Source organism: Curtobacterium salicis (genome assembly GCF_011759505.1).
GTDB lineage: Bacteria > Actinomycetota > Actinomycetes > Actinomycetales > Microbacteriaceae > Curtobacterium > Curtobacterium salicis.
The window spans coordinates 83,636-107,695 of record NZ_JAAOYO010000001.1; the positions used below are offsets into that span (position 1 = coordinate 83,636).

Consider the following 24,060-nt stretch of genomic DNA (forward strand, 5'->3'; position numbering starts at 1 on the left):
CCATGTTTGTGGGCAGCTTCGCTCCGTGTCGTCGGAATCGCTTCCTTCGGTGTCGGGACGTCGCGGGTGCGCGAGACGGCCCGCGTGACTTGGGGTTCGGGTGCATAATGGTGGTGTCTTCGGACCCGGTAGTGGGGCTTGCCGGACCCAACCTCGACAGTTGTCGACAACAGTCCCTATCTCAGCTGGTCGCGCTTCTGCGCGCCTGAGGTAGGGAGTGTCATGACAGCACCAATCGGTTCCGGACCGGTCGTCGTCGGCGTCCTGCCCGGCCTCGCTCCGGGGGTCATCGAGGTTGCGTCGTCTATCGCGCGGCGCTTCGGTACGACGCTGGTGTGCGTCAGCGTGGATGCATCGCTCTTCGATGCCGGTACGCGCTCGGACGGGTCGGTGATGGTGGAACCGATCGACCCTGACACCGCTGACACGACACCGCAGGGCTTGTCGGACAGTGACAAGGCGGCAGTACGTGCTGCCGCAACGACCTACGGCGTCGACGTCACGTTCGTCCCGGGTGTCGGGGATCCGAGCCGGGCACTGTCGCAGGTGGCCGAAGACCGCGACGCGGCGATGCTGGTCGTCGGGGCCAGGACGGGAGCGGGTCGAATCGCGGAGTTCTTCACGGGGTCGGTCGCGGTACGGCTGACCCATCAGCAGCACCGTTCAGTGCTCGTAGTGCCCGTTGATCCGGTCGGGTTCGATGCCCCACTGCCGTTGGACACCCCGTGACCCGCCAGCTTGTTCTGCTCCGCCACGGACAGAGCACTGCGAACGCTGCCGGTACCTTCACCGGCTTGCGAGACGTCGCGCTGACCGAACAGGGCAGCGCCGAAGCGAATCGGGCTGGGTTGCTACTTCTGCATGCCGGCATCCGACCGGACCTCGTGCTCACGTCGACGCTCGAGCGGGCGCTCCACACGGCGGAGCTCGTCACCGACGTCCTCGGACGTGATGCGCCGATCGAGTCGACGTGGCGGTTGAACGAGCGGAACTACGGCGCCCTCACCGGCATGTCCAAGCAGAATGCGCAAGCGGCGTTGGGGGCGGAGCAGTTCTTCGCTGTTCGTCGGACCCGCACGGGACGGCCACCACGCATGTCGATCCGCGCGTGGCTGGCGCTCCGGCGGACGCCGGCGCTTCGTGGACTGCCGTGGGCGGCACTTCGTCGAACCGAAACACTCTCCGACGTCATCCGCCGGGTCCAACCCGTCCTGTCGCACAGCATCACCCCGGCACTCCGCGACGGGCAGACAGTGCTCGTCGTCGCGCACGGCAACTCACTGCAGGCACTGTGTGCCTGCATGGACGGCCTAACTGACGGTGAGCTCGCGGACCTGAACCTCCCCACGGGCGAACCCCTGATCTACCGGTTCGACGGCGACGGTGGGTTCTGTCCGCGGGGTGGGGAGTACCTGCATCCGGCAGCACGAGCAGCAGCGGCAGCGGTCGCTGCGGAAGGTGGAACATGACCTCCCGAACGGACACGCACCTGCCCGATGGGCAGCTCCCGCCCGACCCAGACATCGACGCCAACGACCCGGAACGTATCGACCGGCCAGTGCATCTGCGGTGGCGGTACCTCGGTGTCGTCGCACTCGGCGGCGCCATCGGTACCGCCGCACGCGACGGACTCAGCACCGCCTTCCCCGCTCAGCAGGAGGTGTCCTGGGCGATCTTCTGGATCAACATCGCCGGCGCGCTCCTACTGGGTGTGCTGCTGGAACACCTCGCGCATCGCGGACCTGACGAGGGTCGCCGCCGGACACTGCGCCTGCTTCTGGGAACCGGTGTCCTCGGCGGGTTCACCACCTACAGCACCCTCGCGACCAGCACCGCGGTGTTGTTCCTCGCTGGCCGCGGGTTGGCCGGCACCGGGTACGCGCTCCTGACGGTCCTCGCCGGCGCGATCGCCACCGGTAGCGGCCTCGCGATCGCGGGTTTGGTCCGACCGAACGGGGCCACATCATGAGCGCCCTGGCCTTCCTCAGCGTCGCGGTCGCTGGCGGTGTCGGCGCGGCCGCACGGTTCTTCGTGGATGGTGCGATCAACCGGGGTCGGCAGTTCCGGCTCCCGGTCGGGACGCTGACGATCAACATCACCGGCTCGTTCCTGCTGGGCTTGATCACCGGCGCCGCCGGTCACCTCGGCGCCACCCCCGTCGCGGTGCTCGGAACAGGGCTCATGGGTGGCTACACCACGTTCAGCACCGCCAGCTTCGAGACCGTCCGCCTCGCACGCACTGGCCGCACCACCGCGGCTGCCGTGAACGGGCTCGGGATGCTCGTCGTCTCCGTCGCCGCAGCCGCCGGGGGCGTCACCCTCGGCACCCTCACTTGACCATCCGACTGGGAGACGAACAGCTCATGCACTTCGACATCACGATCGAGATCCCCCGCGGCAGCGGCAACAAGTACGAGGTCGACCACGCCACCGGACGGATCCGCCTGGACCGGGCGGTGTTCACCAGCATGGTGTTCCCGCAGGACTACGGCTCGATCGACGACACTCTCGGCGATGACGGCGACCCCCTCGACGCGCTCGTGCTGCTGCCCCGGCCCACGTTCCCCGGCGTCGTCATCGACGTCCGCCCGGTCGGGATGCTCCGCATGGTCGACGAGAACGGCGGCGATGACAAGATCCTCACCGTCCCCGCCGGAGACGTCCGCTTCGACCACGTCCAGGACATCTCCGACGTCGCCGAGCCGGTCCTGGCGGAGATCGAGCACTTCTTCGCCCACTACAAGGAGATCGAGCACGGCAAGCACGTCACCACCAACGGGTGGGCGAACCGTGTCGACGCCGAAGCCATCATCCGCGCCGCACAGGAACGGTTCACCCCGCACCCCTGACCGGCACCCGCGCACCCGACACCATCCAGTGCGCGCCCTGAACCGCCGTGGGGAGGCAACTGGCGCCCAGTGATCGCCAGGAGGTCGTCCCTCCGCCTCCCCGCGGCCCACACCCGCACGACCAACCCGAAAGGCGACAACCGCCGTGAACGACTACATCAGCAACGTCCACCACACCACCCACCATCAGGGCGAGTACGTGACCCACACCAGCCGCCCCGTCACCATCAGCAGCCTGCACGGCTCCCGGATCCTCGACTCCCGCGGCTACCCGACGATCCAGGTGCGTCTCGAGCTCGAGGACGGCACCGTCGTCACCGGTGACGCCCCCGCAGGCGCATCCACTGGCGCGCATGAGGCTGTCGAGCTTCGCGACGGCGGCAGCAGCTACGGCGGCCGCGACGTGAGCCAGGCACTGCACCTCATCACGACGGACGTCGCACCGATGATCACCGGCCAGTCGTGGACCTCGATCGGGCAGGCCGACGCCGCCCTCGCTGCCCTCGACGGCACCCCGAACCACCGCCGGCTCGGCGCGAACAGTGTCGTCGCGACCTCGATCGCGATGGCACGCGCTCTCGCCGCCGCAGCGGAGCTGCCGCTCTGGCGTTGGATCGCAGACGTCACCGGCAGCACGCCCCGCCTGCCCGTCCCGCACTTCAACGTGCTCAACGGCGGAGCGCACGCAGCGAACGCGCTCGACTTCCAGGAGTTCATGATCGCCCCGGTGAACGCCGAGACCATGACCGACGCGGTTCGGATCGGATCGGACGTCTACCGCGCGCTGGCGGCACTGGTCCGGGAACGGTTCGGCAGTCTCGGTCTCGTGGACGAAGGCGGCTTCGCCCCGTCGATCGCCGCGCCCGAGGAGGCCCTCGACCTCCTCGTCGCCGCGATCAGTGCCGCCGGTTACGAGCCCGGCGTGGACACCGTCGCGATCGCACTCGACCCGGCGGCGAACGAGTTCGCGCTCGGTGACGGTAGCTACCGGGTCGTGGACCGCCGGCTCGACCGCGCAGGCATGGTCGACTACTACCGCGACCTCATCAGCCGGTATCCGATCCGGAGCATCGAAGACGGCTTCTCCGAAGATGACCACGGCGGCTGGAAGGCGATGTCGTTCGCGCTCGGCGACATGCTCCAGATCGTCGGCGATGATCTCTACGTCACCGATCCGCAGCGCATCCGCGACGGTGGGAAGGACGGGCTCTCGAACGCGGCGCTCATCAAGCCGAACCAGATCGGCACCGTCTCCCAGACCCTCGACGCGATCGGCGTCGCACGCTCGCTCGGGATGCGGAGCATGGTGTCGCACCGGTCCGGCGAGACCACCGACACGTTCATCGCGGACCTCGTCGTCGGCACCGGAACCGGACAGATCAAGTCCGGCGCACCCGCCCGCGGAGAACGCGTCGCCAAGTACAACCGGCTCACCGAGATCGCGGAGAACAATCCGGAGCTGCCCTACGGGCTGCGCTGACCCCGACCGGTCACCTCGTGGGCGACGCGCAGGAAAGCAGAACCAGCTGGCTGAGGCTCTCCCGACCAGATCGCCCGCAACGGCCGGGCAAGTGGCGGCCCAGCGAGCGGGACCCGCACCAGCGACCCGTCGTTGATGTCGGCGGCGACCGTGCGAAGGCTCATCACCGCCGGTGCAATTCCAGCCTGCGCGTTCGCCCGGATGATGCTCGTGGTCTCCAGCACCGCGGCCGGAACCGACATGCTCAAACCGGCCTCCCTGAGCCATGCGGCGAGGGTCGCGCGAGTTCCGGAACCTTCTTCCCGCAGGAGCAGAGCCGTCGCCGCCAGGACCTCCGCAGTGATCCCGGTCGACCGAGCCCAGGGATGTTCCGGCGCAACGACGACCGCGAGCTCATCGTCCGCGATCACCTGCGCGGACACACCTGCCGCCGTCACCGGGGTCTCCGTGAACCCGAGGTTCGCGCCACCCGACTGCACGAGGTCCGTCACCGCGGCGGAGTTGCCCGCGATCAGGCGCACCCGCACGTCGGGTTCGCGGCGGCGGAATTCGAGCAGCCAGCCCGGCAGCAGCAGCTCCGCGATCGTCTGTGACGCTGCGACGACGAGCGAACCCGTGGGAGTCCGCAGCGCAGCCACTCCTGCTTCGAGGTGGCGAGACGCGTCGAGGACCGGTCCGGCCAGCCCGACGACGAGCCTGCCGGTCTCGGTCAGCACCGACCCCGTGGTCGAGCGGTGCACCAACAAGTGACCGACCATGCGCTCGGCGACCCGGATCCGAGCAGACACTGCCTGTTGCGTGACGCCGAGCGCTCCAGCGGCAGCGGAGAGGGAGCCGGTCTCGGCGACGCGTGCGAGCACGTCGAGTGTGTCGAGGTCGAGGGTTCGGTCCGTGAGTCGCCGTAGTGCCACAATCATTGATTGTGCCCTGCCAAGAGGTTCCGGGTACCGCCAGAGGCAGGATTCGCGCAGGCTTGGCCCATGACAACGCTCCGCACGGACCCTGCACCCGCGAACGGTAGCCAGCTGCCCCAACGGCCGCAGACGGCGTTGTTCCGTGACCTGGAGCGGCCAGGCCTGATCGTGTCGAATCTCACACCGAACTGGTTCGCGTCGATCATGGGCACGGGGATCGTCGCTGTCGCAGCTGCGTCACTGCCGCTGCAGTTCCCCGGGCTGCGCCTCGCGGCGACGGTCGTGTGGGCGATCGCCGCGGTGCTCCTCGTCGCCCTCACGACCGCGACGGTGCTGCACTGGATCCGCTACCGGAGCACTGCAGCCGGGCACCAGCTCAACCCGGTGATCTCGCACTTCTACGGCGCACCACCGATGGCGTTCCTCACCGTCGGCGCCGGGACACTCCTGCTCGGCAAGGACTGGGTCGGCCTGCCCGCCGCCGTCACCATCGACTGGGTCCTGTGGACCATCGGCACCATCGGAGGACTGCTCACGGCAGTGCTCGTGCCGTACCTGGCGTTCACCCGCCACGAGAACAAGCCCGACTCCGCGTTCGGCGGCTGGCTGATGCCGATCGTCCCGCCGATGGTGTCCGCCTCCACCGGTGCGCTCCTGCTGCCGTACGCCCCCGCCGGGCAGGCGCGGGAGACGCTGCTGTGGTCCTGCTACGGCTTCTTCGGCCTCAGCCTCATCACGTCGCTGGTCGTGATCACGCTGATCTGGAACCGTCTCGCGCAGCACAAGGTCGGGGCCGCCGGCATGGTCCCGACTCTGTGGATCGTCCTCGGGCCGGTCGGACAGTCGATCACCGCGGTGAACCTCCTCGCATCGAACGCCCCCACCGTTGTCGATGCGAGTACCGCGCATGCCCTGCTGGTCGTGGCGCTGGTGTACGGGTTCGCGATGCTCGGCTTCGCGCTGCTGTGGACCGTCATCGCCCTCGCGATCACCATCCGCACTGCCCGCGAACACTTGCCGTTCAGCCTGACTTGGTGGTCCTTCACGTTCCCCGTCGGGACCTGCGTCACCGGCCTGAACGGGCTCGCCCTGCACTCAGGCCTGACCGTCGTTGCCGTCCTCGCCGTCATCTACTACGCCGGCCTCGTCGCCGCATGGATCACCGTTGCCCTTCGCACCTTTCACGGATCCGTCATCCGTGGCACCCTGCTGGCACCGCCACAGCCGGCATGAGTACCCCCGAGGAACTCGCTGACGTTCGATCGCTGAACGGTCTCGCGGAGACGTGGCGGACCGCGCCCGACGGCAGCCGACGGTTCGTCCCGAGCTTCGACCCACGATCCGGCGGCAGATTCAGCCGTGTCCTGGTCCTGATGCAGTCGCCTGGCCCCCAGACCATCGCCGCAGCGCACGCAGCGATCTGCAGCGAGGACAACCCGGGCCCGACCGCGGCCGCGTTCCGAGCAGCCCGTATCGAGTCCGGACTCGCACGCGGCGAGTACGTCCGCTGGAACCTTGTCCCATGGGAACTGCCCGACCGCGTGCGACTCGAGGACATCGACGAGGGGCGGCATGCCCTCGCCACACTGCTCGCGGCCCTCCCCGCTCTCACTGCGATCGTCACGTACGGGGCCGTTGCCCTCGACGGCGTCATGCGACACTTCACCCTGGACGAGCACCCCCGACTCCTTCCGGTCATCGCAGCACCACATCCGTCTCCCGCCAACGGCCGCCACCGATCGGAACAACACCTCCGTTCCGTGCAAGCACTCCGGCTCGCCGCGCGAGCGCGGCAGACGTAACAAATACGAACGATTCCGCTACAACTGTCCGTCCCGACGCTGCGCCAGGGTGCGAGGCGGCGTGTCTTGTATCGGAACCCAGTCCCAGAATCTACGTCCCGCCACTACCCCCGCCAGTCGAGTTTCGCTACGTTCTCTTCATGGGTCACCTCCTCGGGTACGCGCGCGTGTCCACCACAGACCAGGACGCGTCGCTCCAGATCGACGCGCTGGGCGCCGCTGGCTGCTACCGCGTGTTCGTCGACACCATGTCGGGGTCCCTTCAACACCGACCCGAACTCGACAAGCTCCTCGACCAGCTCCGCCCCGGCGACACCCTCGTCGTCTGGCGACTCGACCGGCTCGGTCGCTCCATCCGGCACCTCATCGATCAGCTGCACGCTCTCGCCGAGCGCGGTGTCGGGTTCCGCTCCCTGCAAGAGACCATCGACACCACCTCACCCGGCGGACGGCTCGTGTTCCATGTCTTCGCCGCGTTGGCGGAGTTCGAACGGGACCTCATCAAGGAACGCACCAACGCCGGGCTCGCCGCCGCCCGCGCCCGCGGGCGCACCGGCGGCCGACCGTCTCGCCTCTCCGCGGACCAGGTGCGCACCGCACGCCGGCTCTACGAGCAGCAGGACATGACCGTCGCGCAGATTGGCGACGTGCTCGGCGTCAGCCGCACCACCATCTACCGGGCACTCGCGAAGCACGCCGAGCCGGTCGCGGCGCGACGAACCAAGCCTTCCCCAACGATGTAGCTGGCCATGGACGCGAGCGAGCGGTGGCGCATCCTTCGACTGCACGTCGAGGACGCCATCCCGCTCACCACCCTGGCCCGCACCACGGGCGTCGCCGAGCGCACCCTGCAACGCTGGCTCGCCGGCAACCGAACAGGCGGATACACGGCTCTCGCCGACGGCACCCGCACCGATCATGGCGCCCGACGGACGGCACCGGAACTGGTGCGCCTGATTGGGGGGCTCGCACTCACCAAGCCACGACCCTCGATCGCCACGATTCGCCGTCAGATCGGCATCCACTGCAGCGGACGCGGACTGCCGTCACGGTCGTACTCCGTCATGCGGTCGATCGTGACCACCCTCGACCCCGGGATGGTGACGCTTGCGCTGGAGGGGCCGGCGTCGTACGGGGAGCTCGGGAAGACACTCGACCCCGACGACTTCAGCGATGCACAAACCATCGCCGCCGTCGAACGAATCACCCGCGGTAACTTCCGCCTCCTCGAACACCTGCTCCTTCAGATCCAACGCGTCCTGAGGATCAACGAGCTCGACGTCACCACCAACGACGTCGTCGAAGCCGCCCGCAGCACCCTCGTCATCGGCACCACCCGACCCGACGCCGATCGCAGCGAAAACGACGATACAGAGCGAGGCTGCTCACAGGGTCGCGACGGACCTGACCAGCAGCAGTTATCGGTCCCAATTGACGGAGTCATCGAACGCACGGCTCGCTGCGTCTGTGAAGGCCGAAGCGCTGCCGCTGAGCCGCTCCCGTAGTGCTCGTTCCACGAATTCTCGGCGGAAATCCGCGTGCAGGCCTTCGGACGCCCAGCCGAAGTACGGGTGCTGCTCAAACCCCGCATCGATACTGTCGACCCGCCCAAGCAGATTCGCGATTTGCTCCTCCGTCAACGAGGGGCGCAGGAGCATGTACTGATCCGTGAGCGCATCCGTATCGATCGCGATCGCCTCGTGGCCGGGCGCCCATTCCACCACCACTCCATCCTCGAAGCGGCCACCGCCGCCGTGGAGTAGCGGATTGCGGAACTCGCGCGCGAGGTCGCCCAGTTCCATCTTCAGCCGAGCAGTCTCCGCGTCGTGAGGTTTTGGAAAAGCTATGTCGAACTGCTGAGCCCACTGCCCAGTCAGTAGATCTTCGAGGGAGAAACCCTCATCCAGGACTGCAGGCGAGAATGACGAGAGAATCACGAGCAGGTGTTGCACCCAGGCGAAGTATCCCGCAACGAGCGCTGTTGCCCGATAGGACTGTTCCCGCTCCCGAAAGGTTGCGCCGAGCAGGCTCCCGAACAGCTGCTGGATGGCTTCCGAGGTTTCAAGTTTCGCCGTAGCCCGACCTGACACTTGCACCGGATTTGCGACTTTCGCGCGCTCGATCGTCTGACGGTGAAAGTCGACCATCCCGCGGTAACGCGGTAACTGATTCAGGACGACGGCTCGACCGGCTCGGATGCTGGGGCTGAGTCGGGGCGTCACAATACGGCTATACAGCGATCTGGCGGCTTTCAACAGGCGCGTTGCGATGGCTGCGGAGTCCGCTGGCTCCCCATGATCGTTTGATTGTGGGCCAAACAAGTCGAGCCGTATGCCGGACTTCGTCCAGCGGAGTCGGCAGCTTCTACCGTTGAGACTGAACGAGTACAACCAACGTGTCTTGTCAAATGCTGGCTCCGAAAATGCACCTAGGCTCCGGAACAGGAGGTCGAACATCCCCTCGTAGGCGACCGCGGCAACCGGTAGACGGTGGGTGTAAACGGGACCCGAGTCATCGGGGGCGGCATCCGCCGGCTCGAACCCCCGGAGCTCCCGCTGTAGGACGCCCACGACAGCGTCGGCGATATTCTGCGCAGTCTCATTCTCCACTCGATGAAGGTACCGCTCATCGACAGAGTGTCACGCGGGGTTCTGCGCTGCGTGACGACCGCCCTGTCGGCCAGATATTCGGGACCGTCGAGTCGCGCCGCGCCGCGCCGCGCCGGATCTTGCGTGTGGGATAGACCTCCGGTGGATGGCAAGTGAACTAGTCTGCGCCGCTGTCCGGGAACTCGGCCGGATCGATGCCGTCGAGCAGGGCATCGTATGCACGCAGATCAACCGCCATGGCGGTGCCAACGGACTGCAGCCTGCGGAACAGACGCAACGCGAAGAAGATCAGTTGAGTACCCGGTGAAGACACTTCTAGACCCGGACTCAGGAGTTCCAAGTTCGCGCTGTCGAGAACGTGATCGAAAGCGTTGTGCTCTAGGGCGAGCCCCATATCGAGATGAGCGTCGCCGTGGTGGCTGGCCAGTTGCGCTTTCGCCGCGGGCGAGTCAAATCCGTTCGTCCATCCGCTCCGGAGCCCGACGATGCCGCCAAGAATGGGTCGAGATTCAGGCGGAGGCCCATCATGCGTACCCGAGATGTCCACGATCGGTCCGGACCGGCGGACGAGGCGGCGGACGCTCGCGACCTTCTCGGCCGCGTACCTCAGGGTCCCTGCCGCGACCTCGGGCTTCACCTCGAGGACCGCGTACACGCTCTCGACGGGCACGATGCGGCTGGATCCGGCCTCGAACCATAGTGGCGAGTACTGGCGGTCGTAAATTGCAAGATCAATCTGCTCGCTCTGATCGCCGTTCGAGTCCATGGCGAAGATGGGGCCGATCTCGTACCGCCCCGGAAGGAACGAGCGGAGCATACGGCCCCAGTTCGCCTCCGACGCATCTCCAAGGGTGGTGGGGTGCTTGGTGAAGTCCAGCGGCAACTCGAGCTGAGCAGCCAGGAGGCGCTGTCGCTTGACGAACGCCTCTCTGATATCGACGCGATGTTGCTTGGCCATGCACCCCTCGTTTCAGTCCCGCATCCACCCTATGCGCGGATGTCGGTGGTCGACGCTAGCGTGAGGATCACCGAAAACTTGGAATCTGTGGAGTGCCATGACTATCACCGACTCGTTCGCGACCTTCCAGTCCGTCGTGAACGCGGACCCCGATCAGGTGGCCGAGGCCCGCCGACGGAGGCGGTTGTTCGAGCGTGCGTTCAAGTCCGAACCCGACGTCGTCGAGGTCGTACCCTCCGGCTCGTTGGCACGAGGAACTCACAAAGATCCGATCCACGATGTCGACCTCATCGTTGTTTACGACGCTTCTCAGCACGAGGCGTGGGGTGCGTCCGGTGCATCCGCCCACGATGCCCTCGATCATGCGCGCGCAGCCGTCAACCGCCTTCTCGGGGTCGGGGCAGGAACGGTCGACCAGCTGGTTCGCCTCGCCCGACCTCGAAACCACGCGGTCAAGTGCTTCTTGGACGATCCCGAAGACGTGGACGCGTTCACCGTCGATGTCATGCCAGCGCTCAGGACCGATCGGGGCTTCCTCATCCCCGAAGCGCTTAGCGAAGGATGGGTGGACGCGGATCCTGAGTACCTCATCGCGGAGGCTGCCCGAAAGCACTCAGAGTGGTCGCAGTACGCAGGCGCCGTCCGAATGCTGAAGTTCTGGGGCGCGGAGCAAGCGCCGCTGAAGGTCAAGTCGCTTGTGATGGAAGTGCTCGCACTCGAACACCTGTCCACTGACCTCAATCGACCTGCCGCGATTCGAAATTTCTTCACTGCGGCCGCGTTCCGGATCGACTCCGGGCTCGTCGTCGAAGACCCGGCACACCTTTGCGGCCCAATCCAGAGCGATCTCGACATGGACGAGCTCGGCTCTCGACTCCGGACCGCGTCGAACATCGCCATCGACGCCGGCGCAGCGCAAGTCGCAAACGATGACGCGCGTGCGAGTCGGCTGTGGCGAGAGATCTTCGGTGAAGAGTTCCCGGAGATTCTTGCGGCCGCTGGCGCAGCCGTCGTGCCGGATGGGCCACGGACCGTGAAAGACAGTCCGCAAGGGTGACGGACGAAGCAGCCCTAACCCGATGGTTCGACTGGGACCCGAGCCGGCTCCTCCGAGATGTCGACGAACTGGCTGTCATCGCGCCGGACCTGCTTCGTCGCACCCCGGAGGGTGAATTCCTCGCGAACGGTGGCTGGGTCGGCACACTGCCTCTATGGCCGTTTGATCGGCCAGCACCCCCGAACCTCGACGCACTCCTTCCGAACCCGATGAGCGTCGTCATCACCTACCCCTCGGCGTACCCAATGCTTCCGCCTCGCGTTTACCCAACGGAGCCACAACCAGCGATCCTCGAGGTCTCGGACACTGTCTGGCATGTCTCGCCGGGAGGGTCGCTGTGCCTCTTTCAGTCCGACGGAATGTGGGACCCCTCGGCCAGCATCGGAGACATCGTCCTCAAAAGCGCTGGCTGGCGCATCGAATACGAGCTGATGCATCGAGGCGCGATTGCTCGGATGACCGAACGGGGAATCGTCACAGACACGCACCTTGACTACCTCGTCGTCGAGCAGGCGAAGCAGGCGGCCGAGGAATGACGAACTCTCCGTTCGTAATGGTGCCGCGCGATGCCCTCCGTCTGATCAATGCCTCGTCGCGTCGTCTCGGCAACCTCCGATTCAAGCTCTCCGAGACAGACGGTCGCTTTGTCGTAGACGCTGTCGAGACGAGCGAGAACACATTCGTCGACGTGCGCCCCGATCGGTTGTTCGCATCGCTAACGTGGGGTGATCTGACTCGGTGGGGGCAATGGGCACGATCGGACAGCCCGGATCTCGCGGCAACCTACCTGCTGCTCACACGGCGACCGAACGGAGCCCTTCCCTTCGAAGCCCTCCATCAAATGGTCCCCGGGACCGACGACCCCGGCGCCATCTCAGGACTGCTCATCGTGAGCCACGAAGACGTTCCTCCGGAACTCAGGGCTGCGGGCATGCCAGAATTCTCGGGGTGGCTGGTCGAACGAGACGGTGTCGTCCCGTTCCCGGTTCATGCCGAGCCGGAGGACTTTGGCGCCTCCCAACTCACTGGTGACTGGCCGCTCCGTCAACTGGCGAAAGAGTCGATAACCATTGTCGGCACCGGCTCGATCGGCAGCGCGGCGGCTGACGCGCTCTCACGAATTGGCGTGGGGGAACTTCACCTCGTGGATCCCGATCGGCTTCTGTGGCACAACGTGATCCGCCACCGCCTTGGACCTGAATCCGTAGGTCGGTACAAAGTCGACGCCTTGGCCGCGTCCATAGCCGAGCGCGACGCGGACACGAATCCGGCTACTCGGACAACGCTCATCCCACACCGACTGGATGTCGTCGAGCACGCCGAGCTCTTTCGTCCGATCATCCAGGCTTCGACAGTCGTGCTCTGTTGCGCAGATGGAATTGCCCCGCGACGCGTGGTCAATCATCTGGCCCGTCTCGCTCGGACGTCTGCGATCTTCGCGTGTGTACTCAATGGCGGGAGTATCGGCGAGATCTTCCGATCGCGCCCGGGCCGCGGCCGAGGATGTCTGCTCTGTCACCGCGCCTACCTGGAAGCCAACGGGTGGATCGACCCGGAAGCCGATCAGGAACTCGGGTACGGCACTGGAAGTTCGCACAAGCCAATGACTGCGATCCCGAGCGACTTGCAGTTGGTGGGGCAACTCGCGGCACAGGCGACTATCGCAACGCTCCTCGAGTCGCGACAAGGAATGCCGGGCTCGCGCCTTCCGAGTGATCACGCCGTGATCGGGCTCCGGCCGGTGATGGCGCTTGCGGGCCCGTTTGGCGTCTCGGCGCCGGGGGAGCTCCGCTGGTCGGAAGTGCCACCCCATCGAGCCGCGTGCGCGACATGTTCTCTGACTTAGCCGCGCCGGCTCCCGGGCTCGTCAGGTTGAGTGCGGCAGCACGCCGTGCCATTGAAACCGAGGCGGTCCGGGCCGACGCCAATCTTGAGACGGGTGGAGTACTCCTCGGACATGACCTTGGGGCCGAGATCTTGGTGAGCGTCGCGGGTGGGCCTGGACCTGGGGCAGTGCACCAGGCGCGCAGGTTTGATCGAGACACGCTCTATGCCTCCAAACTGGCGGACGAGGCGTGGTACCGAGATCGTTCTCAATGGATCGGTGAGTGGCACACCCACCGCACCAGTTCGTTGATGCCGAGCCAAGTGGATCTGTCGACCTACCGAGCTCACCTGCGCCAGGGCAACATCGGCCCCAGCGCGTTCTTGTCGCTTCTTGTTCGGTCGCGAGGGCAGAACTGCTCGATGGTCGGCTGGGCTGTGACGCAATCATCGTTGGAACGGATCACGATCCTGTCGTAGTCCGGAATTGTCGTGCCTGCCAGAGGTGCCGCTCTACGTCAGTTCAGGTCGCATACTGCCCTGCGTCCACGCTGAGGACGTAGCCGGGCGCCCTCTGGACTAACGCATTGACGTGCGTTGACCCCCTATAAAAGCTCGCGGCGAACCCCTGCCCGTGCGGCAACGCCGGGTCGTCAGGAGGCCCGGCGTGTACCTGCGTGCCGAGCGCCGTCCGGCGCTACCTCGGACGGTTGTCCGGACCGCTGCTCGACCGGATCGACATCCGGGTCGCGGTCCCGAGGGTGACGACCGGCATGCTCCGGGCCGCGGACGGCCAGACCCCGAGCACCGCGTCGGCGCGACGTACCGTCCTCGATGCGCGGCGACGGATGCGGACGCGGTTGCAGGGGACGGGATGGACCCGGAACGCCGAGGTCACCGGGTCCTGGTTGCGGGACGAGGGGCGCGCCGCCACCGGGGCGACGGACCTGCTCGACCGGGGACTCGACCTGGGGACGCTCACCATGCGGGGGTGGGACCGGGTGATGCGTCTGGCGTGGACGATGGCCGACCTCGGCGGGGACGACCGTCCGGAGCGGCGGCACGTCGAACGGGCGCTCGCCCTGCGGACCGCGCTGTGAACGGCAGCGCGGTGGTCCGGGGAAGAGGCGGCGACGGGGTGCTCAGGCGGCTGCGAGCGGACGTCGCCGGTCGGAGCAGCGCGTCCGCGGACGTCGAGGTCCTGGCCCGGGTCGCGTGGTCGACCGTCGTCGAGCCCGGTGACGCCGACGCGGGGGAGCTCGTCGGGCGTCTCGGGGCGAGCCGGGCGATCCGTGCTGCCCTCGCCGCACTCGACGCCGGGCCGATCGAGTTGGCCGAGATGCTGGTCGGTGCGGGTGCGGGTGCGGGTGCGGGTGTGGGTGCGGGTGTGGGTGTGGGTGCGGGTGCGGCGTCGGGTCCGGTCGTCCGGGCACTCGACGAGGACGACATCCGTGACCGGCTCGTCGAGACGACCGCCACCGCGCTCGTGCCGGCTCTGCAGCGGTGGCGACCGCGGCTGCTGCGGCTCGACGTCGACGCGGTGCTCTCGGCAGCCTCAGCGGTCGGCTGCGCGCTGCTCGTCCCCGGAGACCCGGACTGGCCGGTGGGCGTCGACGACCTCGGTCCACATGCTCCGCTCGTGCTCTGGCGGCGGGGCGGCTCCTGCGCAGCACGGCGGCCGTCCGTGGCGGTCGTCGGCTCCCGGGCGAACACGATCCTCGGTGCCGAGGCGGCAGCGGAGATCACCTCCGCCTCAGCCGACGCCGGCTGCGTCGTGGTGTCCGGCGGCGCTCACGGCATCGACGCCGTCGCTCACCGGGTGGCCATGGCCGCCCGGACGCCGACGGTCGCGGTGCTCGCCGGTGGTGTCGACCAGCTCTACCCGGCCGCGAACACCGCGATGCTGCGATCCGTCGCGGACCAGGGTGCGCTCATCGCCGAGTGCCCACCGGGGACGCGGCCGTCCCGCTGGCGGTTCCTGGCGCGCAACCGGTTGATCGCGGCGATGAGCACGACGACCGTCATCGTCGAGGCGGGTGCCCGCTCCGGAGCGCTCAACACCGCGAACCACGCCGGCCACCTCGGCCGCCCGGTGTTCGCCGTGCCCGGGCCCTACTCGTCATCGGCGTCGGTCGGGTGCCACCGGTTGATCGCGGACCGGCGGGCGGAGATCGTCGTGCAGCCGCACGACCCACCGGACACCGCTGTGCGGCTCTGGTCCGGAGAACCGATCGTCGCGGGCGCCGAGGTGCCGATCGCCGGTGCCCGGACGGACCCCGACGTGCTCCGTGTGGTCGACGCGCTCGACCGCCGGCGCGCGGTGCCGATGGACGAGATCGCCCGGCGGTCGGGGCTGTCCCTCGTCGACACCGCGGACGCCCTGGCACTCGCCGAACTGCAGGGACTGGTCCGGCGGCACCCAGCTGGATGGGTGAACCCGTGACCGCGGTCACCGACGTGGGCACAGGCCACCGGGATCGCCACGAGCGTGTGGCGCCGGCGCTCGGGATCCGATGGCGGGCGCGTCGTCGGGGGAGCGGGTCCGACCCGCCTACCCTGACGTCATGCCGGACACCGATCACGACCAGGAGCGCGACGGCGCGACGCTCGGGGTCGTCGTCGGGGTGTTCCTCGACCACTGCCGACACGGACGGGGCCTCAGCGAGCAGACCGTCCGTGCGTACCGAGCCGACCTCGAGGACCTCGTGTCGTTCGCCGCCGACCGGCTGATCCGCACCGCGCCCGGGCTCACGCTCGAGGTGCTGCGTGACTGGCTGTGGGCAGCGACCGAACGCGGGCTCGCACGATCGACCATCGCTCGCCGGAGCGCCTCGGTCCGGGCCTTCACCCGGTGGGCGAGCGAGACCGGCGTCCTGACCGTGGACCCGGGGGTGCGGCTCCGGGCGCCGAAGGGAGCGGCGCACCTGCCGCGGGTCGTGGCGCAGGACCAGGTCCGCAGCATGCTCGACGGGCTCGCCGTGCGGGCCGCGACCGACGACCCGGGAGCGCTCCGCGATCGAGCCCTGGTCGAGCTGCTCTACGCCGCCGGGATCCGCGTGAGCGAACTCGTCGGGCTCGACCTCGGCGACGTCGATCGAACGCGCCTGACGGTCCGGGTGCTCGGCAAGGGCGGCAAGGAGCGGGTGGTGCCCTTCGGCGTTCCGGCGCACGACGCCCTCGACGCGTGGCTCGAGCGCGGCCGACCCGTGGTGGCCGCAGCCGCAGCCGCAGCCGCAGCCGGACCCGTACCCGTACCGGCAGCCACCGCCCGACCCGCAGCCGCATCGAGCGCTGCGTCGTCCGGCACCGCCCTGTTCCTCGGGGACCGCGGCGGCCGGCTCGGGACCCGGAGCGCCTACCGCGTCGTCGCGCGCCTGCTCGAGGCCCTGCCCGGCGAGGGTCCGAGCGGCCCGCACACCTTCCGGCACACCGCCGCCACACACCTGCTCGACGGGGGAGCGGACCTCCGCGCGGTGCAGGAGCTCCTCGGGCACGCCAGCCTGGGGACCACGCAGATCTACACGCACGTCTCGTCAGCGCGTCTCCGCGAGGTGTACCGCACCGCTCACCCGCGCGCCTGACCGTCCGGCAGCAGCACCGGCCAGGCCGGCCGCGGCAACAGCGGCAACGGGTCCACGTACGTGCCGTCGACCCGGGCCCCGAGGTGCAGGCACGGCGACGCCGCCGGGCAGTGTCCGATGCCGACCGTCCCGACGTGGTCGCCCCGGCGGACCCGGGCGCCCGCCGACAGCGACGGCACGACCGGGTCGAGCGTGCTCACCAGCCCCTCGCCGTGGTCGATCGTGACGACGGACCGCCCTCCGACCTGCCCGGCGAACGCGACCGTCCCGTCTGCCGGCGCTCGCACCGGACTGCCGGGCGATGCGGGCACGTCGAGGCCGCGGTGTCCTGCTCCGAAGTCGGTGGCGGGTGCGTCCCAGGGACGGAGGACCACCCTCGTCGTCGTCGGCCAGGACCATCGTGCCGTCGGACGGGCCGCACGCTGCGCCGCGGTCGTCGCGACGTCCGCCGCCAGGACCTCCGCTGACGCCGGGTCCGTCGGCACGGGATCCGTCGGCACCGGCTCCGTCGGCACCGGGTCCGGCGACGCGGCGACCGTCGGTGCGACGACCGTCGATGCGACTCCCGGCCAGGTTGCGCCGGAGCGGGTGACCGATGCCGATGACACGACCAGCGCCACCACCAGGAGCACCTGGAGCACCAGGACCACCCCGAGCGACCCGAGCGCACTCGGCCGCACGCCCCACCGCCACACGTCCTCGTCACGTCCCCGACCTCGTCGCATCGCCGACCTCCTGGGTCCACGGTGCTGTGTCCGGCGCGGCGACGAGGCGGAGCGATGCCGGTCTGTGGAGGGTGCCCCGGGCCTCCCGTCCGGTGCAGGACAGGACCGGCTGGACCACACCTGATGTGCTGAGCAGCTGAGGAAGGGGTACTGTCGGGGCCGCTCCGGACACCGCAACGCCGCTCGGACGGCGATCCAGCCGACCGCCGGGGCACCGTGCACCACCCGGCACGGCGGCGGGAATCCAGGAGCATCGTGTCGAACACGACCACCGGACACGGCGACGACCGTGCGTTCAAGGGGAAGGTCACACTGTTCGCCATCGCGGCGGCGGTCGGTGGCTTCCTCTTCGGCTTCGACTCATCCGTGATCAACGGTGCGGTCGACGCGATCAAGGGTGAGTTCGACCTCTCCGACGCCGCCAGCGGCTTCGCGGTCGCCTCGGCCCTGATCGGCTGTGCCTTCGGCGCCTACTTCGCCGGTCGCCTCGCCGACCGGTTCGGGCGCACGAAGATCATGTTCTGGGCCGCCGTCCTCTTCTTCGTCTCGTCGATCGGCAGCGGCTTCGCGTTCGCCACGTGGGACTTCGTGCTGTGGCGTCTCGTCGGTGGTCTCGGCATCGGTACCGCCTCGGTCATCGCACCGGCGTACATCTCCGAGGTCTCCCCGAAGGCCATCCGCGGGCGCCTCGCGTCGTTCCAGCAGCTCGCGATCACGCTCGGTATCTTCGCCGCCCTGCTCTCCGACCAGTTCTTCGCGGTGACGGCGGGCAGCGCGTCGGCCGAGGTCTTCGGCCTGCCGGCATGGCGCTGGATGTTCCTGGTGGGCGTCGTGCCGTCGATCGTCTACGGCGTGCTCGCGATCACGCTGCCCGAGTCGCCGCGCTACCTGCTGACGAAGGGCCGGAGCGACGACGCCCGCGAGGTCATGGGCAAGATCGTCCCCAGGGACACCGTGAACACGAGCCTGGAGGAGATCCAGGACGGCATCGAGAAGGAAGCCAAGGAGAAGAAGGGCTCGATCCGCGGCAACCGCTTCGGGCTCCAGCCGATCGTCTGGGTCGGCATCATCCTCGCCGTGCTGCAGCAGTTCGTCGGCATCAACGTGATCTTCTACTACTCGACGACGCTCTGGCAGGCCGTCGGGTTCAAGGAGGAGCAGTCGTTCCTCATCTCGACGATCACCTCGGTGGTCAACGTCGCGGTGACCTTCATCGCGATCTTCCTGGTCGACAAGGTCGGTCGGAAGCCGCTGCTGATCGCCGGTTCCGCGGGCATGTTCATCTCGCTGACGATGGTCGCGATCGCGTTCTCGCAGGCGTCGATCGTCAACGGTGAACCGAAGCTCCCCGGCGCCTGGGGTGTCATCGCGCTGGTCTTCGCGAACCTGTTCGTGGTGTCCTTCGGCGCGACGTGGGGTCCGCTCATGTGGGTGCTGCTCGGCGAGATGTTCCCGAACCGCATCCGCGCCACCGCACTCGGCGTCGGTTCGGCCGCCAACTGGATCGCGAACTTCATCGTCACGATCTCGTTCCCGGTGCTGTCCGGCTTCAACTTGACGGTCACCTACGGCATCTACGCGCTGTTCGCGTTGCTCTCGCTCTTCTTCGTCATCGCGAAGATCCCGGAGACCAAGGGCCGCTCGCTCGAGGAGATGGGCATCTCCGCCGAAGGCGACAGGGTCGACGCCAAGGCGTAGACGCCACCACGGACGGGAGGCACGGTGCGGGTCCGACCCGCACCGTGCCTCCCGTCTGTTAGCATTTCTCCAGCAGCGCGCCGAGCGCGCTGACTTCGCGTGTCCACGCAACACACACGGTCATCGGTCCCGCTCTCACGAGTGGGCGGTCGTGCGTCAGGACACCAGGGACCACGTCCTCCGGCCGTGGTCGACACAACCGCACCAGGTGCACGGTCATGCCGTGCGCCGAGAAGACAGAAGGAGGACGGCACATGGCCGTCGTCACCATCCGCCAGCTGCTCGACAGCGGCGTCCACTTCGGACACCAGACCCGTCGGTGGAACCCGAAGGTGAAGCGCTTCATCCTCGCCGAGCGCTCGGGCATCCACATCATCGACCTGCAGCAGTCGCTGGCCTTCATCGACCGCGCGTACGACTTCGTCAAGGAGACGGTCTCGCACGGTGGCACGATCCTCTTCGTGGGCACCAAGAAGCAGGCGCAGGGCTCCATCGCCGAGCAGGCGACCCGCGTCGGCCAGCCGTACGTCAACCAGCGTTGGCTCGGCGGTCTGCTCACGAACTTCCAGACGGTCTCCAAGCGCCTCGCGCGCATGAAGGAGCTCGAGGAGATCGACTTCGACGACACGACGAAGGGCTTCACCAAGAAGGAGCTCCTCATCAAGAAGCGCGAGCTCGACAAGCTCCACAAGACCCTCGGTGGTATCCGCAACCTCACGCGGACCCCGAGCGCGCTCTGGATCGTCGACACCAAGAAGGAGCACCTCGCCGTCGACGAGGCGCAGAAGCTCGGGATCCCGATCATCGGCATCCTCGACACCAACTGCGACCCGGACGAGATCACGTACCCGATCCCGGGCAACGACGACGCGATCCGCTCCGTCGGTCTCCTCACCCGCATCGTCGCCGACGCGGCTGCCGAGGGTCTGAAGGCCCGTCACAACGGTGGCGACGACGACGCAGCTGCTGAGCCGCTCGCCGAGTGGGAGCAGGAGCTCCTCGGTGGCGACAGCGCAACGCCGGCCGCCGACGCCGCTCCGGAGGGCGCGACCGTCCAGGAGAACGACGCTGACGCGCAGGTCGCCGCGAAGGAGATCGGCGAGCCGATCGCCGACGCCGACAAGAACGCCGAGCCGACCGCCGAGGCCGAGAAGGCCGCGGAGACGACTCCCGCCGAGTGATCACCAGGGGCGCCGGACCGACACCGGTCCGGCGCCCCTGCCTCGCTCCCCACTCTCCACACACGCACAGTCCAGAAAGGACGCCTGTCAATGGCAAACTTCACCGCACAGGACGTGAAGAAGCTCCGCGAGGACCTCGGGGCCGGCATGATGGACGCGAAGAACGCGCTCGTCGAGGCTGACGGCGACTACGACAAGGCCGTCGAACTGCTCCGCATCAAGGGCGCGAAGGCCGTCGCCAAGCGCGACGACCGTGCGACCTCCGAGGGTGTCGTCGTCGCCTCCGCCGACAACGGTGCCGCGACCGTCGTCGAGCTCGCGAGCGAGACCGACTTCGTCGCCAAGAACGAGAAGTTCACGACCCTCGCCGACAAGGTGCTCGGTGCGGTCGCCGCTGCCGGAGCCACCGACGTCGCCTCCGCGAACGCCGCGCCGGTCGACGGCAAGACGGTGCTCGAGCTCGTCAACGAGAACGCTGCTGCGCTCGGCGAGAAGCTCGAGGTCCGCACGGTCCGCCGTCTCGAGGGCTCGGCCTTCGAGATCTACCTGCACAAGACGAGCCAGGACCTGCCGCCGCAGATCGCCGTCGTCGTCGCCTACGAGGGTGACAACGCCGCCGAGGCCCGTTCGATCGCACAGCACGTCGCGTTCGCGAACCCGTCGTACCTCACGCGCGACGAGGTCCCGACCGAGGCCATCGAGAAGGAGCGTGCGACCGTCGAGGCGATCACGCGCGAAGAGGGCAAGCCCGAGGCCGCCCTCCCGAAGATCGTCGAGGGTCGCGTGAACGCCTTCATCAAGGGCATCTCACTCCTCGACCAGGACTACGCGAAGGACAACAAGATCTCCGTCGCGAAGGCCGCCGAGAACGCCGGCATCACGATCCAGGGCTTCGCCCGCGTCAAGGTCGGCGCGTAACGAACCCGTGACGGGGCCAGGAACCAACCGGTTCCTGGCCCCGTTGTCGTGTGCCCCCGCGCACCGAGTACATTTCCACGAGACCACGACGAAGGGTGCCCCGACATGACCGACGAGAAGACCGGCCGCCGACGAGTCCTGCTGAAGCTCTCGGGAGAGGCGTTCGGCGCCGGTTCCCTGGGAGTCAACCCGGACGTCATCAGCACCATCGCCAAGCAGATCGCCGTCGCGGCCCAGGAGGTCGAGGTCGCGATCGTCGTCGGCGGTGGCAACTTCTTCCGCGGCGCCGAGCTCTCGCAGCGCGGCATGGACCGCGGACGCGCCGACTACATGGGCATGCTCGGCACCGTGATGAACGCGCTCGCCCTGCAGGACTTCCTCGAGCAGGCCGGCGCGGCCACCCGCGTGCAGTCCGCCATCAGCATGACCCAGGTCGCAGAGCCCTACATCCCGCGTCGCGCCGAGCGTCACCTGGAGAAGGGCCGCGTCGTCATCTTCGGCGCCGGCGCCGGCCTGCCGTACTTCTCGACCGACACCGTCGCGGCGCAGCGTGCACTCGAGATCGGTGCCGACGAGGTCCTGGTCGCCAAGAACGGCGTCGACGGGGTGTACTCCGCAGACCCGAAGAAGGACCCGACCGCCGAGAAGCTGCACCACGTGACCTACCAGGACGCGCTGCTCAAGGGCCTGAAGGTCGTCGACGCGACCGCGTTCTCGCTCTGCATGGACAACGGCATGCCGATGCACGTCTTCGGCATGGAGGGCGAGGGCAACGTCCGTGCCGCGATCCAGGGCGAGCGCATCGGCACCGTCGTCAGCAACTGACCGGCGCACCGTCGCCGACTGACTAGACTCGACCCGTACCGAAGGAGAACCACCGTGATCAGTGACGTCATGACCGATGCGACCGAGAAGATGGCGAAGGCCGTCGACGTGGCGAAGGACGACTTCGGCACCGTGCGCACCGGCCGCATCAACGCCGCCCTCTTCCAGAAGATCCCGGTCGAGTACTACGGTTCGCCGACCCCGCTCGCGCAGCTCGCGTCCCTCCAGACGCCGGAAGCCCGCACCCTGATCGTGACGCCGTACGACAAGACGGCGCTCAAGGAGATCGAGCGGGCCATCGCGACCTTCCCGAACCTCGGTGCCAGCCCGACCAACGACGGTGAGATCGTCCGTGTGACGATCCCGGAGCTCTCGGCCGAGCGCCGCAAGGAGTTCGTGAAGATCGTCAAGAGCAAGGGCGAAGACCACAAGGTCGTGCTCCGCAACATCCGTCGCAAGGCGAAGGACGACCTCGACGCGCTGAAGGGCGAGGTGTCGGACGACGACATCGCCCGCAGCGACAAGGAGCTCGACGCGCTCACCAAGAAGCACGTCGACCAGATCGACGACGCGCTGAAGAAGAAGGAAGCCGAACTCCTCGAGGTCTGATGCGCCGTCCCGACCAGGGCGACGACCGCCCCACATCTGATGACCGCCGCATGTCGGGGTTCCGACAGGACTTCGATGCGCGGGCGAGGGCGGCCCGGAACGACTTCGAGGCGCAGATCCGTCAACGCCGCGCGGAGTTCGGTGCCCGGAACGAGGCACTGACCGCACGGACGGGTCGCAACCTGCCGGCAGCCATCGCGATCGCCCTGGCCTTCGCGGTGGTCATGCTCGGCTCGCTGCTCTTCTACACGCCGTCGTTCATGGTGGTGGCCGCGTTCCTGCTCGGACTCGGCGTGTACGAGCTCGCGAGCGCCATGCGGTTCGCAGGTCGGGACGTCCCCCGGATCCCGAGCGTGGCGGTCGCGGTGGCCACGGTGCCCGCGGCGTTCCTCGGCGGGCAGGTCTGGGCCCTCTTCACGCTGCTCGGCGGTGTGGTGTTCATCTCGCTCTGGCGGCTCGTCGAGGTCGCGGTGTCCCGGACGAAGCCGCCGGCGTCCAGCGTCGCGCGAGACCTGACGAACGGGCTGTTCGTCCAGGCCTACGTCACCCTGCTCGGCGCCTGTGTCGTGCTGCTGTCCGCGCAGGACCGCGGGCAGCTCTGGGTCGTCGGGTTCATCCTCGTGGTGGTCGCGGTCGACACCGGGGCGTACGCCACCGGCATCAACCTCGGCAAGCACCCGATGGCACCCCGGATCAGTCCGAAGAAGACCTGGGAGGGCTTCGGCGGCTCGGTCGGCGCGAGCATCATCGTCGGCATCCTCGTCACGTGGCTGATGCTCGGCCTGCCCTGGTGGACCGGCATCATCCTCGGAGTGCTCATCTCCGGCTCGGCCACGCTGGGCGACCTCACCGAGTCGATGATCAAACGCGACCTGGGCATCAAGGACATCTCCTCGTTCCTGCCCGGACACGGGGGACTGCTCGACCGGATCGACAGCATCCTGCCGTCGGCGGCGATCGCCTACCTGATGTACCTCGTCATCAACCACTGACACCCCTCCGCGCCGGTCCGAGCGGCTGGTCCCCGCGC

27 protein-coding genes and 2 pseudogenes are annotated in these 24,060 nt (G+C 68.1%); 24 read left to right on the top strand and 5 right to left on the bottom strand.

Features of this window, described 5'->3' with window-relative positions:
- Positions 1-222 precede the first annotated feature (222 nt).
- From E9228_RS00455 to eno, 6 genes are all read left to right on the top strand, one after another.
- Positions 223-729, top strand: a complete 507-nt coding sequence (locus E9228_RS00455; protein ID WP_055960828.1) for a universal stress protein — start codon at positions 223-225, stop codon at positions 727-729.
- Entirely contained in the window at positions 726-1,469 is a 744-nt protein-coding gene (locus tag E9228_RS00460) for a 2,3-bisphosphoglycerate-dependent phosphoglycerate mutase (protein WP_166778692.1), read from the top strand. Before E9228_RS00455 ends, E9228_RS00460 begins: the two co-directional genes overlap by 4 nt.
- Positions 1,466-1,969: a fluoride efflux transporter FluC gene (locus E9228_RS00465; RefSeq protein ID WP_228506157.1), complete on the top strand. Its 504-nt coding sequence runs from the start codon at positions 1,466-1,468 to the stop codon at positions 1,967-1,969. The genes E9228_RS00460 and E9228_RS00465 overlap by 4 nt, the downstream gene beginning before the upstream one ends.
- Positions 1,966-2,337, top strand: coding sequence for a fluoride efflux transporter FluC (locus tag E9228_RS00470; RefSeq protein WP_055960823.1), 372 nt, complete (start codon positions 1,966-1,968; stop codon positions 2,335-2,337). Before E9228_RS00465 ends, E9228_RS00470 begins: the two co-directional genes overlap by 4 nt.
- A 26-nt stretch (positions 2,338-2,363) precedes the next feature.
- Positions 2,364-2,849 carry an inorganic diphosphatase gene (locus tag E9228_RS00475; protein WP_055960822.1) on the top strand — a complete coding sequence of 162 codons (486 nt, stop codon included), beginning with the start codon at positions 2,364-2,366 and terminating at the stop codon, positions 2,847-2,849.
- A gap of 145 nt (positions 2,850-2,994) precedes the next feature.
- On the top strand, positions 2,995-4,329 hold the full coding sequence (eno, locus tag E9228_RS00480; RefSeq protein ID WP_341849711.1) for a phosphopyruvate hydratase: 1,335 nt from the start codon (positions 2,995-2,997) through the stop codon (positions 4,327-4,329).
- Here the strand turns inward: eno and E9228_RS00485 are convergent.
- Both E9228_RS00485 and E9228_RS16845 read right to left on the bottom strand, forming a co-directional pair.
- Positions 4,314-4,967 (bottom strand): LysR substrate-binding domain-containing protein, encoded by a 654-nt coding sequence (locus tag E9228_RS00485; protein ID WP_263090508.1) that lies wholly within the window; start codon positions 4,965-4,967, stop codon positions 4,314-4,316. The two genes, eno and E9228_RS00485, sit on opposite strands and share 16 nt — an antisense overlap.
- 69 nt (positions 4,968-5,036) lie before the next feature.
- A pseudogene (locus E9228_RS16845) lies at positions 5,037-5,246 on the bottom strand (helix-turn-helix domain-containing protein); the annotation flags it as partial.
- A 165-nt stretch (positions 5,247-5,411) separates the two neighbouring features.
- On the opposite strand from E9228_RS16845, the gene E9228_RS00490 reads away from it, so the two are divergent.
- The 4 genes from E9228_RS00490 (at position 5,412) to E9228_RS16850 (ending at position 8,550) form a co-directional block, all read left to right on the top strand.
- Positions 5,412-6,476, top strand: coding sequence for a TDT family transporter (locus E9228_RS00490; RefSeq protein ID WP_240614499.1), 1,065 nt, complete (start codon positions 5,412-5,414; stop codon positions 6,474-6,476).
- Positions 6,473-7,045, top strand: coding sequence for a uracil-DNA glycosylase family protein (locus E9228_RS00495; RefSeq protein WP_055960816.1), 573 nt, complete (start codon positions 6,473-6,475; stop codon positions 7,043-7,045). The genes E9228_RS00490 and E9228_RS00495 overlap by 4 nt, the downstream gene beginning before the upstream one ends.
- A 140-nt stretch (positions 7,046-7,185) precedes the next feature.
- Positions 7,186-7,788, top strand: a complete 603-nt coding sequence (locus E9228_RS00500; RefSeq protein WP_166778693.1) for a recombinase family protein — start codon at positions 7,186-7,188, stop codon at positions 7,786-7,788.
- Positions 7,789-7,794: 6 nt separating this feature from the next.
- Complete coding sequence (locus E9228_RS16850) at positions 7,795-8,550, top strand: helix-turn-helix domain-containing protein (RefSeq protein ID WP_252727483.1); 756 nt, start codon at positions 7,795-7,797, stop codon at positions 8,548-8,550.
- Here E9228_RS16850 and E9228_RS00515 read toward each other — a convergent pair.
- Positions 8,464-9,654, bottom strand: coding sequence for a hypothetical protein (locus tag E9228_RS00515; RefSeq protein WP_166778694.1), 1,191 nt, complete (start codon positions 9,652-9,654; stop codon positions 8,464-8,466). The two genes, E9228_RS16850 and E9228_RS00515, sit on opposite strands and share 87 nt — an antisense overlap.
- A gap of 157 nt (positions 9,655-9,811) precedes the next feature.
- A complete protein-coding gene (locus tag E9228_RS00520; protein WP_166778695.1) occupies positions 9,812-10,612 on the bottom strand; it encodes a DUF6602 domain-containing protein in 801 nt (266 codons plus the stop codon).
- Between the two features lie 97 nt (positions 10,613-10,709).
- Between E9228_RS00520 and E9228_RS00525 the strand changes: the two genes are divergently transcribed.
- The 8 genes and pseudogenes from E9228_RS00525 to E9228_RS00555 all read left to right on the top strand — a co-directional run bounded on the left by E9228_RS00525 (position 10,710) and on the right by E9228_RS00555 (position 17,074).
- Positions 10,710-11,669, top strand: coding sequence for a nucleotidyltransferase domain-containing protein (locus E9228_RS00525; RefSeq protein ID WP_166778696.1), 960 nt, complete (start codon positions 10,710-10,712; stop codon positions 11,667-11,669).
- Entirely contained in the window at positions 11,666-12,205 is a 540-nt protein-coding gene (locus tag E9228_RS00530; RefSeq protein ID WP_341849712.1) for a ubiquitin-conjugating enzyme family protein, read from the top strand. Before E9228_RS00525 ends, E9228_RS00530 begins: the two co-directional genes overlap by 4 nt.
- Before the next feature lie 395 nt (positions 12,206-12,600).
- Positions 12,601-13,515 carry a HesA/MoeB/ThiF family protein gene (locus tag E9228_RS00535; protein ID WP_252727595.1) on the top strand — a complete coding sequence of 305 codons (915 nt, stop codon included), beginning with the start codon at positions 12,601-12,603 and terminating at the stop codon, positions 13,513-13,515.
- Positions 13,500-13,973, top strand: coding sequence for a Mov34/MPN/PAD-1 family protein (locus E9228_RS00540; protein WP_252727598.1), 474 nt, complete (start codon positions 13,500-13,502; stop codon positions 13,971-13,973). The genes E9228_RS00535 and E9228_RS00540 overlap by 16 nt, the downstream gene beginning before the upstream one ends.
- Before the next feature lie 149 nt (positions 13,974-14,122).
- Positions 14,123-14,251: pseudogene (locus E9228_RS17245) on the top strand (ATP-binding protein); the annotation flags it as partial.
- A 15-nt stretch (positions 14,252-14,266) separates the two neighbouring features.
- On the top strand, positions 14,267-14,593 hold the full coding sequence (locus E9228_RS16855) for a magnesium chelatase subunit ChlI family protein (protein ID WP_289845917.1): 327 nt from the start codon (positions 14,267-14,269) through the stop codon (positions 14,591-14,593).
- 38 nt (positions 14,594-14,631) lie between these two features.
- Positions 14,632-15,936, top strand: coding sequence for a DNA-processing protein DprA (gene dprA, locus E9228_RS00550; RefSeq protein WP_166778698.1), 1,305 nt, complete (start codon positions 14,632-14,634; stop codon positions 15,934-15,936).
- A 121-nt stretch (positions 15,937-16,057) separates the two neighbouring features.
- Positions 16,058-17,074: a tyrosine recombinase XerC gene (locus tag E9228_RS00555; RefSeq protein WP_166778699.1), complete on the top strand. Its 1,017-nt coding sequence runs from the start codon at positions 16,058-16,060 to the stop codon at positions 17,072-17,074.
- On the opposite strand, the gene E9228_RS00560 is transcribed toward E9228_RS00555, so the two are convergent.
- Entirely contained in the window at positions 17,059-17,799 is a 741-nt protein-coding gene (locus E9228_RS00560; RefSeq protein WP_166778700.1) for a murein hydrolase activator EnvC family protein, read from the bottom strand. The genes E9228_RS00555 and E9228_RS00560 overlap by 16 nt on opposite strands.
- A 255-nt stretch (positions 17,800-18,054) precedes the next feature.
- Between E9228_RS00560 and E9228_RS00565 the strand changes: the two genes are divergently transcribed.
- The 6 genes from E9228_RS00565 (at position 18,055) to E9228_RS00590 (ending at position 24,022) form a co-directional block, all read left to right on the top strand.
- The gene (locus E9228_RS00565) at positions 18,055-19,497 is read left to right on the top strand and encodes a sugar porter family MFS transporter (RefSeq protein ID WP_341849713.1); all 1,443 of its coding nucleotides are present in this window, start codon (positions 18,055-18,057) and stop codon (positions 19,495-19,497) included.
- A gap of 254 nt (positions 19,498-19,751) precedes the next feature.
- Complete coding sequence (gene rpsB / locus E9228_RS00570) at positions 19,752-20,678, top strand: 30S ribosomal protein S2 (protein WP_166778702.1); 927 nt, start codon at positions 19,752-19,754, stop codon at positions 20,676-20,678.
- Between the two features lie 90 nt (positions 20,679-20,768).
- Positions 20,769-21,596 (top strand): translation elongation factor Ts, encoded by an 828-nt coding sequence (tsf, locus tag E9228_RS00575; RefSeq protein ID WP_166778703.1) that lies wholly within the window; start codon positions 20,769-20,771, stop codon positions 21,594-21,596.
- Between the two features lie 105 nt (positions 21,597-21,701).
- Entirely contained in the window at positions 21,702-22,421 is a 720-nt protein-coding gene (gene pyrH / locus E9228_RS00580; protein WP_166778704.1) for a UMP kinase, read from the top strand.
- A 54-nt stretch (positions 22,422-22,475) separates the two neighbouring features.
- Entirely contained in the window at positions 22,476-23,030 is a 555-nt protein-coding gene (frr, locus tag E9228_RS00585) for a ribosome recycling factor (RefSeq protein ID WP_166778705.1), read from the top strand.
- Between the two features lie 50 nt (positions 23,031-23,080).
- Positions 23,081-24,022: a phosphatidate cytidylyltransferase gene (locus tag E9228_RS00590; RefSeq protein WP_166778706.1), complete on the top strand. Its 942-nt coding sequence runs from the start codon at positions 23,081-23,083 to the stop codon at positions 24,020-24,022.
- The last annotated feature ends 38 nt before the right edge of the window (positions 24,023-24,060 follow it).

What these genes read in the sequence shown, in the direction of transcription:
- E9228_RS00455 (WP_055960828.1), top strand. Translation starts at nt 223, where the DNA reads ATGACAGCACCAATCGGTTCCGGACCGGTCGTCGTCGGCGTCCTGCCC.
- E9228_RS00465 (WP_228506157.1), top strand. Translation starts at nt 1,466, where the DNA reads ATGACCTCCCGAACGGACACGCACCTGCCCGATGGGCAGCTCCCGCCC.
- E9228_RS00470 (WP_055960823.1), top strand. Translation starts at nt 1,966, where the DNA reads ATGAGCGCCCTGGCCTTCCTCAGCGTCGCGGTCGCTGGCGGTGTCGGC.
- E9228_RS00475 (WP_055960822.1), top strand. Translation starts at nt 2,364, where the DNA reads ATGCACTTCGACATCACGATCGAGATCCCCCGCGGCAGCGGCAACAAG.
- E9228_RS00495 (WP_055960816.1), top strand. Translation starts at nt 6,473, where the DNA reads ATGAGTACCCCCGAGGAACTCGCTGACGTTCGATCGCTGAACGGTCTC.
- E9228_RS00500 (WP_166778693.1), top strand. Translation starts at nt 7,186, where the DNA reads ATGGGTCACCTCCTCGGGTACGCGCGCGTGTCCACCACAGACCAGGAC.
- E9228_RS16850 (WP_252727483.1), top strand. Translation starts at nt 7,795, where the DNA reads ATGGACGCGAGCGAGCGGTGGCGCATCCTTCGACTGCACGTCGAGGAC.
- E9228_RS00520 (WP_166778695.1), bottom strand. Translation starts at nt 10,612, where the DNA reads ATGGCCAAGCAACATCGCGTCGATATCAGAGAGGCGTTCGTCAAGCGA.
- E9228_RS00525 (WP_166778696.1), top strand. Translation starts at nt 10,710, where the DNA reads ATGACTATCACCGACTCGTTCGCGACCTTCCAGTCCGTCGTGAACGCG.
- E9228_RS00535 (WP_252727595.1), top strand. Translation starts at nt 12,601, where the DNA reads ATGCCAGAATTCTCGGGGTGGCTGGTCGAACGAGACGGTGTCGTCCCG.
- E9228_RS00540 (WP_252727598.1), top strand. Translation starts at nt 13,500, where the DNA reads ATGTTCTCTGACTTAGCCGCGCCGGCTCCCGGGCTCGTCAGGTTGAGT.
- E9228_RS16855 (WP_289845917.1), top strand. Translation starts at nt 14,267, where the DNA reads ATGCTCCGGGCCGCGGACGGCCAGACCCCGAGCACCGCGTCGGCGCGA.
- E9228_RS00555 (WP_166778699.1), top strand. Translation starts at nt 16,058, where the DNA reads ATGCCGGACACCGATCACGACCAGGAGCGCGACGGCGCGACGCTCGGG.
- E9228_RS00560 (WP_166778700.1), bottom strand. Translation starts at nt 17,799, where the DNA reads ATGCGACGAGGTCGGGGACGTGACGAGGACGTGTGGCGGTGGGGCGTG.
- rpsB (WP_166778702.1), top strand. Translation starts at nt 19,752, where the DNA reads ATGGCCGTCGTCACCATCCGCCAGCTGCTCGACAGCGGCGTCCACTTC.
- tsf (WP_166778703.1), top strand. Translation starts at nt 20,769, where the DNA reads ATGGCAAACTTCACCGCACAGGACGTGAAGAAGCTCCGCGAGGACCTC.
- pyrH (WP_166778704.1), top strand. Translation starts at nt 21,702, where the DNA reads ATGACCGACGAGAAGACCGGCCGCCGACGAGTCCTGCTGAAGCTCTCG.
- E9228_RS00590 (WP_166778706.1), top strand. Translation starts at nt 23,081, where the DNA reads ATGTCGGGGTTCCGACAGGACTTCGATGCGCGGGCGAGGGCGGCCCGG.